Genomic DNA, 13,815 nt, shown 5'->3' on the forward strand with positions numbered 1-13,815 from the left:
CGAAACAAACCGCATATCGATCTATCGATTCGCGGTCCGTTCGGCGACCGTGCGGTTTACACCGAGAGCACCGGCTGAGAGGCGTACGCGAGCACGTACTCGGCCGCCTTCTCGATCACGGCCTCCATGTCGCCCGTAACCGGTTCTCGGGGGACGACGATGAAATCCGCGTCCAGCATCTCGGCGACGTCGAGGATGACGCTCCCGGGATGTTGGCTCAGTCTGGAGACCGAAAACCCGCATGCAGAGGAATGGTCGACGGGAACGGTTCCAGCCGCGGCCCGAATGCCTGCCATCACTTGTTCTCCTCGGTCCGCGACGGCCTCGGCCTCGACGCTCCCATCGTTCATCACGCCCGCCGCGTTCTCTCCGAGGAGATACAGAGCGTGAACGCACGCGCCGTAGCGTTCCGCGATCGCGATGGCGTATTCGACGGCGTCCATCGCCGCCCGGGTGCCGTCGACCGGGACGAGTACCGTATCGATCTCCATATCCGGGCTTCGAGAGACACCGACATAAAAGGCACCCGATGTCGGTTATGTGTTCATCGTCGCGGTTCGACGGCCGCCAGCTGTCCGAATCGTACCGGGCGACACGCGTATCCGGCGGAGAGTGTATGGGTTTATGATCCCCGCGAATCCACCCAAACGCATGTTCGAGACGGTGGTTGTAGCGACGGACGGCTCCGAGAGCGTGTCTCGGGCCGTCGATTGTACGCTCGATCTCGCTCGCCGGTTCGACGCCACGGTACACGCGCTCTACGTCGTCAACGAGGGCCGCGTCCAGCCGCTTCCCGAACGGGTACAGAAAGACGTTCGCAGCGCGCTGGACGAGCGGGGCGCGGAAGCGCTTGATCGGATCGCCGACGCGAACCGAGCGCTCGACGACCCCGTCGAGCTGGAGACGGCCGTTCGAGTCGGCCGTCCAGGAAAAGAGATCGTGGGGTACGTCGACGACGTTGACGCCGATGGGATCGCGATGGGGACGCGAGGCCGAAGCGGCGAGCACTCGTTTGTCCTCGGAAGCGTCGCCGAACACGTCGTCCGAACCTGCCCGATGCCGGTGTTGACCGTCCGCCAGTTGGAGTAGTGACGACCGCCGGCGTTGAACGGGAGGCTTATGACTCCACCACCCAGTCGTTGCGTATGGATGATCGACTCATCGACGACGGGACGATCCCGCTGTATCGTCGGTCGCTGCTCCCGGGTGAGGGATTTTTCATTCCGGACTCGTTCAATGAGACCGTTGCGGAGCGAGAGGCAAAGGAAGCGCTCTCGGGGGTCGAGCGGGTCGTCGTCGCGGATCCCGACGCCGATGGGCTGGGCTGCGTGGCCCTGATACGGGTCGCTTTCGGGACCGCCGGACTCCTCGCTACGAGTCCCCACGAGATCGACGACGCGTTCGAATACGTCGCTGAGTACGGCGAACCAAACGTCGAACTGTTCGTCTGTGACCTCTGTCCGGACTCCGAACGCGACATCGAGGCGCTGCCGGCCGTCGCCGAGTTGGCCGACAGCATCCGGTGGTTCGATCACCACCAGTGGGACGACGCGCTCGCCGCCGCCGTCTCCGAACACGCCGAACTGATCGTCGGCGATTCGGACGCCGTCTGTACGACTGACGTGACGCTCGAGGCGCTGCAACACGACTTCGACGAGCGCTACGTCGATCTCGCCGCCGTCACCCGCGACCACGACCTGTGGCTTCGCGAGGACCCGCGTAGCGACGACCTCGCCGACTACGCCTACTGGACCGATCCCGAGGAGTACATCGGGACGGTCGTCGAACACGGCGCGGATCTGCCCGAATCGGTCACGTCGTTTATCGACGAACAGCGGATCGAGAAGGAGGCGCTCATCGAGAAGGCGATCGACCGCGCGGAGTACCGAGAAGTCGGTGACTGGACGGTCGGCGTTACCTACGGCCGGTGCTCACAGAACGAGGTCGCGGAGGCGATGCGACAGGAGGGTGCGGACGCGTCGGTGATCGTAAAACCTGCGGGTTCGGCGTCGATTCGCGGCACCGACCGATTCGAGCGTTGCCACGAGGTCGCCCGGCAGGTCAACGGCGGTGGCCATCCGAAAGCCGCCGGCTGTAAACCCGACATCTACGATGATATGCTCGATTACGCCCATCACTGGACGACCCACGGTGCGATCACGAAACGGACGATTCTCGACGCCTTCTCGACGCTCGATTCGGCAGAATCGACCGAGTGAGGGCCCGCCACGGTCGGATTGGACCGTCAGGCTTTACCCGTATCTCCCGGTACCCGGTGTATGGATCAGCTTCAGCGATCGTTGCTCGAGTCGCCGATCGTCGAGAAGGACGACTACCACTACTTCGTCCATCCGATCAGCGACGGCGTGCCGATGCTCAAACCGAGCCTGCTCCGCGAGATCGTCATCAAGATCATTCGGAAGGCTCAGCTCGAAAACGTCGACAAGATCGTCACGCCGGCCGCGATGGGGATCCATATCTCCACCGCCGTCTCGCTCATGACCGATATCCCGCTCGTCGTCATCCGAAAGCGCGAGTACGGACTCGAAGGCGAAACGCCGCTGTTCCAGCGCACGGGCTACTCGGAGAATCAGATGTACATCAACGACGTCGACGAGGGCGACAACGTTCTGGTCCTCGACGACGTGCTCTCGACCGGCGGGACCCTCTCGGCGATCTGTACAGCGCTTGAGGACATCGGTGCGAACATCGTCGACATCGTCGCCGTGATCAAGAAGGTCGACGGCGCGAACGAACTCGACGAGTCACCCTACAGCGCCAAGACGCTGATCAACGTCACCGTCGAGGACGGCGAGGTCGTGATCATCGATCAGACCGGCGACAACTGAGGGTTTCGCTTTCTGCTTCGGTATCGTTATCGGACGATTAGCTCACAGTTTGTGGTGTTAACATGGCGTGCGATCCATCGTACGAAACCCGGTTCAACGACTAACAGATATTGTCTGCCGAGAGAATAGCGGGAGGACGATTTGAACGTCCGGTCTCCGGGTTATGAGCCCGGCGGAATCTCCTGGCTATCCCATCCCGCTACTACCTCGTAGTTGGGTCCGCCAATTAAGGGTTGTGATTGACCCGCCGTCTGGGGAATCTTGCCGTGACAGTTACACCCGCTATCGTCGGTGGATCCGCCACGTGATGAGACTTTCCGTGACGTAGTTGACGAACATTCCCAACCCAATCCCTGCCCCGCTGGCGACGAGAAGCCACAGATCGATTCCGAACGCCGATACGTCGACGTGGAGTCGCCGGTAGACGAGCGAAAAGACCACGAGCTGTACGGTGATGCCGCCGATTCGAACCACGTTCGATGTCGCTAACCGCCGTAGCGTCGGCACGAGACCTGCCCGCCCGGCGTCCGAAAACGTCCAGCGCTCGTTGAGTACGAACATGACCGCGATCGCCGTCTCGATCCCGGCGAACTTCGCCAGCTCCGGGAGGACGCCGATCGTCGTCAGCGTGAGCAAAACGGCGTTGTCGCAGACCGCTCCCACCGCACCGACACTCGCGAATCGGCCGAATCGAAACGGCGCGTACAGCGTCTCACCGAGCTCTCTGACGTCCATCATCGGTTCCGGTCGATGAGCGCGATCGGCTCGCTCCCGCGATGGACCGCGTGGTGGAACGAACTGTTCTGCAGCCGCTTCGCGCGATACCGAGTCACTGCGAGCGATTTCGCCATCGAGATCGTCGTCTTGACCGGCGACACCGTCGATCCGGGTTGGTCCTCCCAGACGATCGGTATCTCCCGGATGTCCAACCCGAGCGCGCCGGCGACCGCGAGCGCCTCGAGATCCCACGCGAACCCGGGTTCGTAGATGTGCGGTCGAATCCGCTCCCAACTCTCGCCATCGAGCGCTTTGGCCCCGCACTGATAGTCGTAGAGACTTGGCTCCAGCGCCCGTCGAGCGAGCCATGCGAACCCGTCTCCGAGTAGCCGGCGGACGTACGTCCGGTGGCCGACGATGGTCGATTCGGGATGCCGCCTCGACCCGACCGCGATGTCGGCCGACTCCAGCGCGTCGATCACGCGTGCGAGTTCGGCCGCCGACGTGCTCCCGTCGGCGTCGGTGAACGCCAACCGATCGGTCGAGAGCGCCTCGAACCCGGCCGTTATCGCGGCACCCTTTCCCCGCCGATAGGGAACGGCGCTCACCTCGGCCGTCGAACCGTCGAGTGCCGAAAGTCGCCGCACACACGCCTCGCTCGGGTCGTCGATCTCGACGCGGATCGTCTCGGGTGTCAGCTCGGCTTGGAGATCGTGGAGATATCGCTCCAACTGTTCGATGTCCGGCTGAAACGCCGGGACGACGATCCCGAGCGAACTCATACCGTAGCCTGATACGGCCGTGCGCAAAAGCGATTCGACTTCCCGTGATACGACTCCACAAACAATATACCGTTACACACCGCCGATACGCCTGATGGAGTACGGTCTCGTCGTCCTCTGGCTCGCCACGTATCTCGTTCTCGGTGCCCTCGCGCTGCCGCTCTCCGCCACTATCTTTCGGCAGTTCCGCGGTGCCGGATCGGCGTTTGCCATCCCGGTCGCCCTCGTCACGATCGCCGTCCTCGGGTATCTCGTCGGGCACCTCGCGTTCGGAGTCCCTGCCTTGATCGCCGGCGTGGCAGTACTCGGCGGATCGAGCCTCCGGTTCGGCGACCCGGATCGAACCGAATGGCGGTCCTACGCCGAAGTGGCCGTCGTCTTCACGCTGGCCTTCTCGCTCATGATTTCGATCCGTGCCGCCTCCCCGGCCATCGCGCCGCTACCGATCGCCGCGGGCGAGAAGTTCCTCGATTACGGGCTGCTCCGGACGATACTCCGGAGCGCCGCGTTACCGCCGGAGGACATGTGGTTCGCGGGCGAATCGGTCCAGTACTACTACGGTGGACAGCTGCTGACCGCGCTCTTGACGATCCTCACGGGAACCGCGCCGCGGTTCGCGTACAACCTCGCGCTCTCCGGTTTCTACGCCGCACTCGTCACCGCCGCCTACGGGCTCACCGGTGCGATCGCGGCCGATCACGGCGCGCCGCGGCGCCTCGCTGCGGTGATCGGCGCGTTCTTCGTCGGCCTCGCCGGGAATCTCTACACCGCTGTGCAGGTCGCCGCGTGGCTGCTCCCATCGAGTGTCGTCACCGCCCTCGGCGTCGCCCCCGATTCGGAGCTGCTCGCGTGGACGCCGTCGTCGTTCTTCTACTGGGATTCGAGTCGGATCATCGACGGGACGATCAACGAGTTCCCGCTCTTCGCATGGCTCAACGGCGACCTCCACGCACACATGCTCACGACGCCGTTCACGCTGCTGATCGCCGCGCTCTGTTACAGCTACTGGCAAACGCCAGAAACCGACACCGGGAGACGCCGCGCGCTGTTGCTCCTCACGGCCCCGGTCGCGGGCTTTCTGGCGATCGCGAACACGTGGGATTTCCCCGTCGCTGGCGGACTGGTATTCCTGACGGTCGCGTTCGCGCCCGCCGACCCTGCGACGCTGCTTCCGACGCGGCTCGCAACGCGATTTTCCACACGATCCGGCGTTCACGAAGAGCTTCGGCGCGACGGACTGTCCCTCCTCGGTGCGGTATTCGTACTCGTCGTTGGCGGGCTCAGCGTGGCTCCGTTCTGGTTGTCGAGTGCGAGTACCCGAAGCATCGGATTCCTACCGCCGCGCAGCGATCTGGGTCCGCTGTTGATCGTCCACGGCGGCTTTCTGTTGCTTTTCGTCCCCTATCTCACGGGTCGGATCGTCGACGAGTTCGAGGATCGAAGCTCGTCCTGGGCGGTCGCGACTGCCGCCGCTGTCGCCGTCGGTGCGATCGCCGCGTGGACCGCGGGATTCGCCGCGCTCGCACTCTTCGGTCCGATCCTGCTCGCCGCGTGGCTCTGTCTTCGAAATCGGACCGATCTCGGATTCGAGACGGTCTTGCTGCTCGGCGGACTCGGACTCGCGCTCGTCGTCGAGTTCGTCTACGTCGTCGAACCGCAGCAACGGGGTACTGGCCTCGAACGCCTCAACACCGTGTTCAAGGTGTACTCACAGCTGTGGGTTCTCTGGTCCCCCGCAGCGGGCGTCATTGCGGCTCGGCTGGCCGCCGATCGACTCCCCGGTTCGGCGAGTGCGGTCCGCTCGATCGATGCGACTCGGTGGCGATCGATCGGAACCGTGATCGTCGCCATCGCGGTCGTTTTTACCGGGCTGTACGCCGGCCTGGCGATCCCGGCACAGGTAGGCGACGACCCGATCGGGAGCGACGGAGCGACCCTCGACGGCGAGGCGTACCTCGACGCGAGATACGCCGGGGAAGCGGCGGCGATCGCGTGGATCGACGACCGCGACGGTCAGCCCACGATCGTCACGGCCGCCCCCGGCGGGTACCAGTGGGTCCCTGAGGACGGTGAGGGGGCGTCCGCACCGGCGAGTCTCACCGGCGTCCCGACGGTGCTCGGGTGGTTCCACGAGGCGCAGTACCGTGGGAGCGAGCCGTACGAGGATCGACTCGCCGACGTGCGAACGATCTACGAAGGGAACGTAGAGCGCCAGTCGGCGCTCCTCGATCGGTACGACGTCGAGTACATCTACGTCGGTCCCGCCGAACGGGCTTCCTACGAGTTATCCGTCGAGGACCACCCGCGGCTCACGCCGGCTTTCGAAGACGGCGACGTCATCGTGTACGCGTACGAGGCGACCTGACCTGACGGTCGGATCCGTGATCTCGAACAGGCGGTGTCGTCGTCGACGATCCGTCCACCGCGCTCCCGCTCGCGGATCGCCGGTGATCGGTCAGCGCATACGGTGCGTGGTCCCGTATTCGGTTATAAAATCTCGCCCGGTCGAGCGGTGTCGGCGACGTCCTCCGCAACTTCGAGCAGCGTCTCCCACGTGTTCACCCCCGCCCGCAGCGCGACGAGATCGTCGGCTTCGATCTCGACGACAATCGTCGCTCCGCGTCGGGACACCGCGGCCGTCGCCCGATCCCCGCCGATCTCGCCGAGTTCCCGCTCGACGGCTTCGCTGACGATCGCTGCGGTTTCCGAGGAACGATACGCGAAACGAAGGTCGGCAGTGTGCACGCTACTCGACGTCGACTTCTTTGATATCGCGGCTCCGCTCTTTCAGCAGCACGCGGTGGCCGCAGTACGGACAGCGGACACCGCCGTACTCGTCGAGTTCGACATCTCGCTTACAGCGGGAGCACTTGTAACTCATCGATGGTTATTCGTCTTCGTCGCCGATTGCGGCTCGAATGGACCGCGTGACGGTCTTTCCGGCCGGCGTCTCTGGCCGATAGGCACCGCCGGTGAACGTCTCGCCGGTCTCTTCGTTCACCCAGATGCCGGTGCCGACGCGCTTGACGCTGTCGCCGTCGACCGTCGCGTTCTGCATATCCGACTCGATCTCCGCGACGCGGCGGCGTGCGACCCGTCCGTAACGTGCACCGAACCGACCGGAGCTGCCTGTCTTGCCCTTCTTGGCCATAGTATCGTACTATCGCCGTAGCGAACTGATAAACCCCACGTTTCGTCCCGGCCGATCGGGAACTCACCCCTGCAGTTCGGCGTCGGCGAGTGCCTCGTTGAGGTCCGCTCCGACGTGCTCGCCCAGCTCGCGGTTGCCTGCCGTCGTGACGATCCGGTTCTCCTGGACGCTCGACCCGTCTCGAATCAGCAGTCGGACGTTGCCGTGCTGATCGGCTCGTGTGGCCTTCGCTCGTACGCCCGTCCGTGATCCCGAACCGCCCGCGTCGATCGGTCCCGGGATGATCTTTTTGACGTGTGGATGCTCGGCGACCGTTTGCAGCGTTCGGCGGCCGGCACGTCCGCCGATGACCGTGCTGTGGCTGCCGCCGAGTTTCTCTTCGACCGTGGCCTCGACGACTTCCAGCGCGGGTTGGCCGCGCTTTCGTCTGACTGCCTCGATCGGATCGTCGTCCTCGACTCGATAGAACGGATACCGAAGCTCGGCTCGAACGGCGCTGATCACGTCTCTGTCCCCAGTCGCATACACCTCTTCCGGCCGTTTTCGGCGCGCTTCGTCGGCGATCCGCCCAGCGAAATTCCTGCGTTCGGTCGGTGCCCATCGCTCGTCCGTTTCGCGCGTCGTCGTCACTGTTCGTTGGGCGACGATCTCGTCGTCGAAGAGCGCGGTTACCGTCGCTCGCTCCGCGTCACACTCGACGACGACGGTGTCGGCGTTTGCGCTGCGACAGACCAAGCAGTAATCGCCTGGCCGGTCGAGCGACGACGCACAGCACCGACAGTCCATACCCGATGGGAAGCGATCGGCTCGGATAAGCGAGGCGGTTTTTCGAAGGTCAGGCGAGGTCGTCGGGATCGACCTTCAGAAACTCGCGGGCGAGCACGGTCGCGTAGCTCCCCTTCGGCAGCGAGAACCGGAGCGTGAGCGGGTCCGCCTCGATGTCGAGATCTGTCGACACTCGAATCGCCCGACGAGTTCCCGTCGAGCCGAACTCCCCCGGTCGATCGAAGTTCGATCGATCGAGCCCCAAGTCGTCGAGGACGTGCCGAGCGATCGCCGCCGGCTCCCCCTCCCCGAACTCCGTGTCGGTCCCGACGAGTGGGGCGGTGACGAAGGCCCGCCCCCGCTCGCAGTGTCGGCTGATCGTCCCGACTTGGCCCCCTTCGACCACCTGTGTTCGGCCCGGGTCCGGCAGCCCGTCCTCGTCGGCGAAACAGACGACGTCGCCCTCGACTGGCCGTCCGAACGGAAGTCCTCGACGGAGTCGCTCGGAGAGTATTCGGTTGAATGCGTAGGATTGGGCGGCGTTCGTGAACATCCGCTGGAGGTTCGTCGGCAGACGTTCGAGGGCGGCGCGGTAGTCCGCGTCGGTGTCCGCACCCTCGGCGAGCCGTCCGGCGATCGCTCGTTCGAACCGAAGCCCGCCCGGAAGCAGTTCGTCCGCGCGTTTCCACTCGAGATCGGCTCCGAGTCGCTCTCTTGCCGTTCGCGTCCGCTCGAGCTCCCGATCGCTCGCCTCACAGACGTAGCGAACGGCTGCCGATTCCCACTCGCCTCGGACGATGTCGAGCCCGACGCGGTGGGTGATCGCCCGCTTCGAGCCGAATCGCTGTTGGCCGAAGTAGTTCGGAACGGCGATGTCTTCGTTCGATTCCTCGCCGTCGCCCGCAAACTGACGGAGTTCCTCGGCTATCGTGTCGGCGTTTTCGGGCTGGATCGCGTCTCGGACAACCAGTTCGAACTCGTTGCCGATGAGATCGCCGAACAACACCGGCCGCCCCGCCCGTCCGAGCACGTCGACGTCCGCACCGTCCACCGTTGGGAGATCGTTCGACTCGTACCTCACGGAAAACAGCTGGGTTGTGACCGCGTGTTTGTCCTTCGTCCCCGCCCACGAGACGCGCTCGCGACTGATCGCGAGCTTGTTCGAGAGCCCGGCGGCGAAATCGTTCGTGTCCCACCCTCGAAGCGTCGCCCGGAAGACGAGGTGCGGGTACGAACCGATAGCCGCGTCGAGTCCCCGGAGGTCCGCGCCGAACGCCTCTCGCTCTCGAACTCGGAAATCGGTCGGTCGGTCACGGAGGTGACCGCCGACGCCGTCGGTGTCGGTGACGTAGTACTCGATCCCGACGGCCGCTTCAATCGGGTGCGCATCGCGCATACTCGCGTGTACGCGCCGCCGAACATGCCTCTTTGTATTCGGTTCGGTGGCGGAACTCCCCGATCGACTGTGGTTGAGTTCCCGGCTCGGCACGACTGTCCGATATACGAAAGGTCTTTGATCTCCTCCCTGAACCCTGGGTACATGCATCTGTTCACTCCGTTCGAGTGTCGGGACGTAACCGCCAGAAACCGCGTGATGGTGTCGCCGATGTGTCAGTATTCTTGTGAGGACGAAGACGGCCTCGCGACTGATTGGCACCTAGTTCACCTCGGCAGTCGGGCAACCGGTGGCGCCGGCATCGTGATGACCGAGGCGACCGCGGTCGAACCGCGCGGGCGGATCTCTCCGCAGGATCTCGGTATCTGGAGCGACGAACACGCCGAGGCGCTGCGACCGATAACGGAGTACATCGAATCTCAGGGCGCGACCTCTGCGATCCAACTCGCTCACGCCGGCCGAAAGGCATCGGCGTTCAGACCGTCCGACGGCGGCGGCCCGGTCCACGGCGACTCGGGGTGGACGCCTGTGGGTCCGACCGACGAGCCGTGGCCGTACGACGAACCGCTCGAAACCGAAGGGCTCGACGCTGAGGGAATCGAAGACATCGAACAGAACTTCGTCGACGCCGCTATCCGAGCTGTCGACGTCGGCTTCGATATCATCGAACTGCACGCGGCCCACGGCTATCTACTCCACGAGTTCCTCTCGCCGGTGACGAACACCCGCGAGGACGAATACGGCGGCAGTTTCGAGAATCGGACCCGACTCGTTAAAGAGATCGTCGCCGACGTTCGCGACGTGATCCCGGAGGGAATGCCGCTCTTCGTCCGCGTTTCCGCGACCGACTGGTTCCCCGACCGCGAGTCGTGGACCGTCGAGGATTCGACCGAACTCGCCGGCGAACTGCAGTCGCTCGGCGTCGATCTCGTCGACGTGAGCGCCGGTGCGATCCATCCGGACCAACAGGTTCCGTCGACGGGCCCACATTATCAGGTTCCCTACGCCGAGCAGGTCGCCGAAAGCGGCATACCGGTCGGCACTGTCGGTGCCATCACGACCCCCGAGGGCGCGGACGAGATCATCCGCAACGGTCGCGCCGATCTCGCGATCCTCGGCCGCGAACATCTCCGCGATCCCTACTTCGCGGTCCACGCCGCACAGGAACTCGGGCGCGACGGCCCCGTTCCGAGACAGTACCACCGCGCGTTCTGAACCTCGACGGTGCGATTTTCGTTCAATAGAGGCGCAGATCGCCGGTCACCTTGTCGACGATGTTTTCGGGACCCGGACCGACCGCGAGCGTCGTCACGGTCCCTGGTTCGAGCTGCGTGTGACCGGCGTCGGTCACGAGCGCGTACGGGAGCCGCTCCTGACGCGCCCTGTCTGCGAGTTCCCGAAGCTGCTTTTGACCAGCTCCCTTCAGAACGATCTTCTTTTGACCGCCAGATGTCCACTTCCGTTGGGCGTCCGAGTCGGCGTTTTCGTACGCTTTCAACGAGGCGTGTGCGACCTGCGCCGCGAGCTTTCCCGTCCCCATCCCGATGTCCGTCCGCGCGACGATTGCCTGTTTCATACGTGTCGTCTCGGGACACCCGTTCGTGAACGTTCCGACGCTACGTCGGTCGCCGTCGCTCGCGCCGGTCGACGTCCATCACGTCGGAGAGATCCTCGAGCGCCGCGCTCGCCACAGCCTCCGGTTCGATCGGTGCGGCATCCCACGCGGGAAGTCTGGCATCGCTCCCCGGCGAATCGATCACGTCGGCGTATGCATCGATCTGTGCCAATTCGTCCCGTTGGTCGTACTCGAATTCGTTGAATACGGCATCGAGCGCGTAGCTCTCAACGATCCGTTCGGCCGCGACGCGATATCGACGTTCGAGCGTTTCGTACGTCGGCTCGACGCCGTTCTCATCGAGTGCTTGGAAAAGCGTCTGCCCGACCTGTCGAGCCATATCCGTGAGTCCACTCGGTCCCGAGACCGCGCGGTGATCGTGTTCGTGGACGCCGAGATCGACCTGTGCCGACCCATCCGCGCCTACCAGTCGAAACGCCTCGCCGAGCGTCCCGACCTCTAATCCCCAGCCGCGTTGGATACGGAGTCGGCGTGCCAACCGACCGGTCGTGGCGAACTCCCCGGCGAGCGCGTACCGAAACGCGCCGAGGTACTCGAGTACCGGCGCGTCGCGTTCGGCCCGTATCGCTTCGATCAACGGCCGATAGAACAGCCTGAAGAGCCGACCGTACAGCCGATCGTTCTCGATGCGAGCGTAGTACCCCTTCGAGAACGCCTTCCCGTGTGCGAGCGGGAAGAGAAGTTTTGGGACGTGACGCGCGTCGTAGCTTTTCGCATCGGCGTCGTGGACGACGACGTACTCGCTGTCGCTCGCGACGCCGAGCGCAAGCCACACGTCGCGGCCCTTCCCGCGCGTTCCGTTGAGATCGGCGTTCGAAAGCAGTTCCGAGAGTCGCGGCCCGTCACACCACAGTATCGACAACGGAAGATCGACCCCGTCGAGCCACTCGACGACCGCTTCGACTCGATCCGCAGACGCGCGTAGCGGAACGACAACGCGCTCCGGGGAGACGACTTCGAGCGCCGAGAGAACGCGTTCGGCAGCCAATCCGGCGTGTTCTCGCTCTGTCATCGGGACGACAACAGTCGCGCTGTCCGTCGGGGCGGCTGGGCTGGCGTCGCCGAAGTCGTGGAGCGTCGCGATACCCTCTTGGACGTATTCCATCGCCTATCGATACGGCCCGAGCGGCGAAAAAGGCCGGGCTTGCGGCATCGCGTGCCGTCTGCGATATCGCGGGTCGATCCGACTCATCCATCGCTGCGATACGCGTCGATCGCCGCCCGGTAGCCCTCCCGATAGGTCGGGTACGCGAACCGATAGCCCAGCCCGCGAACCCGCTCGTTCGAGCATCGTTTGCTCGTCAGGATTCGCCGCCGGGCGGCGTCCGTGAGTCCTTCGTCGTCGAGTCGATCCGCTTTCGTCCGCTTTGGCGGACGCTCGACGCCGCACTCGTCGGCCAGCCAGTCGGCGAACGTCCACTTGTCGACCGGCTCGTCGTCGACGGCCAACAACAGCTTCTCGTCGGTCGACTCCAGCAGGAACCGAACGATACCGGCGGCGTCGTCGCGGTGAATCATGTTCAGGTATCCCTCCGTTACCGGCCCGTTCAGGTATCGATCCAACCGGTACCGACCCGGGCCGTAGAGTCCGGCGAACCGCGCGACTGCACCATCGATGTCGTACTCCTGCGCCAGCTCCCGGGCGATCCGTTCGGCCTCGGCGAGCACTCGCGTCTTGTCTGTCGTCGGCGAGAGCGGCGTCTCCTCGTCAACCCAGTCGCCGCCGTGATCGCCGTACACGCCCGTACTCGAGGTGTACACCAACCGATCTGGGACTGAGTCTCGTTCGCCGAACGTCTCGATGACTGTCCGGAGCCCATCGACGTAGACGCGCTCGGCGGCGGCCGCCCCGCGACCACCCGATGACGCCGAAAAGACGAGCGCGTCCACGTCCGGGATCGCACCGAGTGATCCCGGATCGGTCACGTCGGCTTCGATCGCGTCCGCGCCCGTCTCCTCGACGGCGGCGAGGCCGTCCCCGGACCGTCGAACGCCGATCACGTCGTGTTCGCGACCGAGCTGTCGAGCGAGTTCGAGTCCGACGTATCCGCAGCCGAGAATCCCCACCCGCATCGTCACCGCGCCCCGTCAATGTACTGATACAGCAGCGCGAACTCCCGCAGCGTCATCGGGAACCGCCCCTCGATCTTCGACTGTATCTCGCGGGCTTCGAGCTCACCGTCGAGGCCGGACTCGACGGCTTCGACGTCCAGAACCGCCGTCGTCATCCCCATGAGCAACTCGTCCCTCGCGATCGTCGCGATCGTCTCCGCGTCGATCGTCTCGTCAACGAGCGCCAGGATCGATGCCGCCTCTTCGAGCGTCAACTCTGGTCGGCCGCCGTCGAGCAGTTCGCGCAGTCGCGCTGTATCGACATCGGATCGATCCGCGGCCGTCTCGACGCCATGGTCGGTGATCGCGTCGACCATCGCCTCGAGATACAGTTCGTAGAGTTCCGTCGGCGTTCGATCGCCCGGCGAGTCAACCTCGTGGAGCATACGCCCCGTTCGGCCCCCCGG

At 64.6% G+C, this 13,815-nt stretch carries 17 protein-coding genes and 1 tRNA gene; 5 read left to right on the forward strand and 13 right to left on the reverse strand.

Annotated features, from left to right (window positions below; translation table 11 throughout):
- Positions 1–56 precede the first annotated feature (56 nt).
- Positions 57–491 carry a universal stress protein gene (locus DM868_RS07560; RefSeq protein ID WP_137276254.1) on the reverse strand — a complete coding sequence of 145 codons (435 nt, stop codon included), beginning with the start codon at positions 489–491 and terminating at the stop codon, positions 57–59.
- A 160-nt stretch (positions 492–651) separates the two neighbouring features.
- On the opposite strand from DM868_RS07560, the gene DM868_RS07565 reads away from it, so the two are divergent.
- The 3 genes from DM868_RS07565 to hpt are packed head-to-tail and all read left to right on the forward strand — an operon-like array spanning position 652 to position 2,849.
- A complete protein-coding gene (locus tag DM868_RS07565; protein ID WP_137276255.1) occupies positions 652–1,089 on the forward strand; it encodes a universal stress protein in 438 nt (145 codons plus the stop codon).
- A 56-nt stretch (positions 1,090–1,145) separates the two neighbouring features.
- Positions 1,146–2,219 carry a DHH family phosphoesterase gene (locus DM868_RS07570; protein ID WP_137276256.1) on the forward strand — a complete coding sequence of 358 codons (1,074 nt, stop codon included), beginning with the start codon at positions 1,146–1,148 and terminating at the stop codon, positions 2,217–2,219.
- Between the two features lie 60 nt (positions 2,220–2,279).
- Positions 2,280–2,849: a hypoxanthine/guanine phosphoribosyltransferase gene (gene hpt, locus DM868_RS07575; protein WP_137276257.1), complete on the forward strand. Its 570-nt coding sequence runs from the start codon at positions 2,280–2,282 to the stop codon at positions 2,847–2,849.
- A 126-nt stretch (positions 2,850–2,975) separates the two neighbouring features.
- Here the strand turns inward: hpt and DM868_RS07580 are convergent.
- The 3 genes from DM868_RS07580 to DM868_RS07590 all read right to left on the reverse strand — a co-directional run bounded on the left by DM868_RS07580 (position 2,976) and on the right by DM868_RS07590 (position 4,348).
- Positions 2,976–3,050: transfer RNA gene (locus DM868_RS07580), tRNA-Met, on the reverse strand.
- A gap of 81 nt (positions 3,051–3,131) precedes the next feature.
- Positions 3,132–3,584, reverse strand: a complete 453-nt coding sequence (locus tag DM868_RS07585; protein WP_137276258.1) for a GtrA family protein — start codon at positions 3,582–3,584, stop codon at positions 3,132–3,134.
- A complete protein-coding gene (locus DM868_RS07590) occupies positions 3,584–4,348 on the reverse strand; it encodes a glycosyltransferase (RefSeq protein ID WP_137276259.1) in 765 nt (254 codons plus the stop codon). Before DM868_RS07590 ends, DM868_RS07585 begins: the two co-directional genes overlap by 1 nt.
- A gap of 94 nt (positions 4,349–4,442) precedes the next feature.
- On the opposite strand from DM868_RS07590, the gene DM868_RS07595 reads away from it, so the two are divergent.
- The gene (locus tag DM868_RS07595) at positions 4,443–6,713 is read left to right on the forward strand and encodes a DUF2298 domain-containing protein (protein ID WP_137276260.1); all 2,271 of its coding nucleotides are present in this window, start codon (positions 4,443–4,445) and stop codon (positions 6,711–6,713) included.
- A 122-nt stretch (positions 6,714–6,835) separates the two neighbouring features.
- Here the strand turns inward: DM868_RS07595 and DM868_RS07600 are convergent, their stop codons facing one another.
- The 5 genes from DM868_RS07600 to truD form a co-directional block, all read right to left on the reverse strand.
- A complete protein-coding gene (locus DM868_RS07600) occupies positions 6,836–7,093 on the reverse strand; it encodes a KEOPS complex subunit Pcc1 (RefSeq protein WP_137276261.1) in 258 nt (85 codons plus the stop codon).
- Between the two features lies 1 nt (position 7,094).
- Positions 7,095–7,229 carry a DNA-directed RNA polymerase subunit P gene (locus DM868_RS07605; protein ID WP_137276262.1) on the reverse strand — a complete coding sequence of 45 codons (135 nt, stop codon included), beginning with the start codon at positions 7,227–7,229 and terminating at the stop codon, positions 7,095–7,097.
- A 6-nt stretch (positions 7,230–7,235) separates the two neighbouring features.
- Positions 7,236–7,499 (reverse strand): 50S ribosomal protein L37ae, encoded by a 264-nt coding sequence (locus DM868_RS07610; protein ID WP_137276263.1) that lies wholly within the window; start codon positions 7,497–7,499, stop codon positions 7,236–7,238.
- Between the two features lie 63 nt (positions 7,500–7,562).
- A complete protein-coding gene (locus DM868_RS07615; RefSeq protein ID WP_137276264.1) occupies positions 7,563–8,285 on the reverse strand; it encodes a DUF2103 domain-containing protein in 723 nt (240 codons plus the stop codon).
- A gap of 49 nt (positions 8,286–8,334) precedes the next feature.
- Entirely contained in the window at positions 8,335–9,660 is a 1,326-nt protein-coding gene (truD, locus tag DM868_RS07620; RefSeq protein WP_137276265.1) for a tRNA pseudouridine(13) synthase TruD, read from the reverse strand.
- Positions 9,661–9,804: 144 nt separating this feature from the next.
- Here truD and DM868_RS07625 point away from each other — a divergent pair, with 144 nt between their 5' ends.
- Positions 9,805–10,875: an NADH:flavin oxidoreductase/NADH oxidase gene (locus DM868_RS07625; protein ID WP_137276266.1), complete on the forward strand. Its 1,071-nt coding sequence runs from the start codon at positions 9,805–9,807 to the stop codon at positions 10,873–10,875.
- Between the two features lie 22 nt (positions 10,876–10,897).
- Here the strand turns inward: DM868_RS07625 and pth2 are convergent, their stop codons facing one another.
- From pth2 to DM868_RS07645, 4 genes are all read right to left on the reverse strand, one after another.
- Positions 10,898–11,236 (reverse strand): peptidyl-tRNA hydrolase Pth2, encoded by a 339-nt coding sequence (gene pth2, locus DM868_RS07630; protein ID WP_137276267.1) that lies wholly within the window; start codon positions 11,234–11,236, stop codon positions 10,898–10,900.
- A 40-nt stretch (positions 11,237–11,276) separates the two neighbouring features.
- Entirely contained in the window at positions 11,277–12,401 is a 1,125-nt protein-coding gene (locus tag DM868_RS07635; RefSeq protein ID WP_137276268.1) for a glycosyl transferase family 2, read from the reverse strand.
- Between the two features lie 83 nt (positions 12,402–12,484).
- A complete protein-coding gene (locus tag DM868_RS07640; RefSeq protein WP_137276409.1) occupies positions 12,485–13,369 on the reverse strand; it encodes an SDR family oxidoreductase in 885 nt (294 codons plus the stop codon).
- A gap of 2 nt (positions 13,370–13,371) precedes the next feature.
- Complete coding sequence (locus DM868_RS07645) at positions 13,372–13,794, reverse strand: DUF5791 family protein (RefSeq protein WP_137276269.1); 423 nt, start codon at positions 13,792–13,794, stop codon at positions 13,372–13,374.
- Between the last annotated feature and the right edge of the window lie 21 nt (positions 13,795–13,815).

It is taken from the genome of Natronomonas salsuginis (assembly GCF_005239135.1).
GTDB lineage: Archaea > Halobacteriota > Halobacteria > Halobacteriales > Haloarculaceae > Natronomonas > Natronomonas salsuginis.

Excerpts from the sequence above, each read along its gene's own strand:
- truD (WP_137276265.1), bottom strand. The coding sequence starts at position 9,660 with ATGCGCGATGCGCACCCGATTGAAGCGGCCGTCGGGATCGAGTACTAC.
- DM868_RS07560 (WP_137276254.1), bottom strand. The coding sequence starts at position 491 with ATGGAGATCGATACGGTACTCGTCCCGGTCGACGGCACCCGGGCGGCG.
- DM868_RS07615 (WP_137276264.1), bottom strand. The coding sequence starts at position 8,285 with ATGGACTGTCGGTGCTGTGCGTCGTCGCTCGACCGGCCAGGCGATTAC.
- DM868_RS07605 (WP_137276262.1), bottom strand. The coding sequence starts at position 7,229 with ATGAGTTACAAGTGCTCCCGCTGTAAGCGAGATGTCGAACTCGACGAG.
- DM868_RS07565 (WP_137276255.1), top strand. The coding sequence starts at position 652 with ATGTTCGAGACGGTGGTTGTAGCGACGGACGGCTCCGAGAGCGTGTCT.
- DM868_RS07610 (WP_137276263.1), bottom strand. The coding sequence starts at position 7,499 with ATGGCCAAGAAGGGCAAGACAGGCAGCTCCGGTCGGTTCGGTGCACGT.
- DM868_RS07640 (WP_137276409.1), bottom strand. The coding sequence starts at position 13,369 with ATGCGGGTGGGGATTCTCGGCTGCGGATACGTCGGACTCGAACTCGCT.
- pth2 (WP_137276267.1), bottom strand. The coding sequence starts at position 11,236 with ATGAAACAGGCAATCGTCGCGCGGACGGACATCGGGATGGGGACGGGA.
- DM868_RS07585 (WP_137276258.1), bottom strand. The coding sequence starts at position 3,584 with ATGGACGTCAGAGAGCTCGGTGAGACGCTGTACGCGCCGTTTCGATTC.
- DM868_RS07645 (WP_137276269.1), bottom strand. The coding sequence starts at position 13,794 with ATGCTCCACGAGGTTGACTCGCCGGGCGATCGAACGCCGACGGAACTC.
- DM868_RS07570 (WP_137276256.1), top strand. The coding sequence starts at position 1,146 with ATGGATGATCGACTCATCGACGACGGGACGATCCCGCTGTATCGTCGG.
- DM868_RS07625 (WP_137276266.1), top strand. The coding sequence starts at position 9,805 with ATGCATCTGTTCACTCCGTTCGAGTGTCGGGACGTAACCGCCAGAAAC.
- DM868_RS07595 (WP_137276260.1), top strand. The coding sequence starts at position 4,443 with ATGGAGTACGGTCTCGTCGTCCTCTGGCTCGCCACGTATCTCGTTCTC.
- DM868_RS07590 (WP_137276259.1), bottom strand. The coding sequence starts at position 4,348 with ATGAGTTCGCTCGGGATCGTCGTCCCGGCGTTTCAGCCGGACATCGAA.
- hpt (WP_137276257.1), top strand. The coding sequence starts at position 2,280 with ATGGATCAGCTTCAGCGATCGTTGCTCGAGTCGCCGATCGTCGAGAAG.
- DM868_RS07635 (WP_137276268.1), bottom strand. The coding sequence starts at position 12,401 with ATGGAATACGTCCAAGAGGGTATCGCGACGCTCCACGACTTCGGCGAC.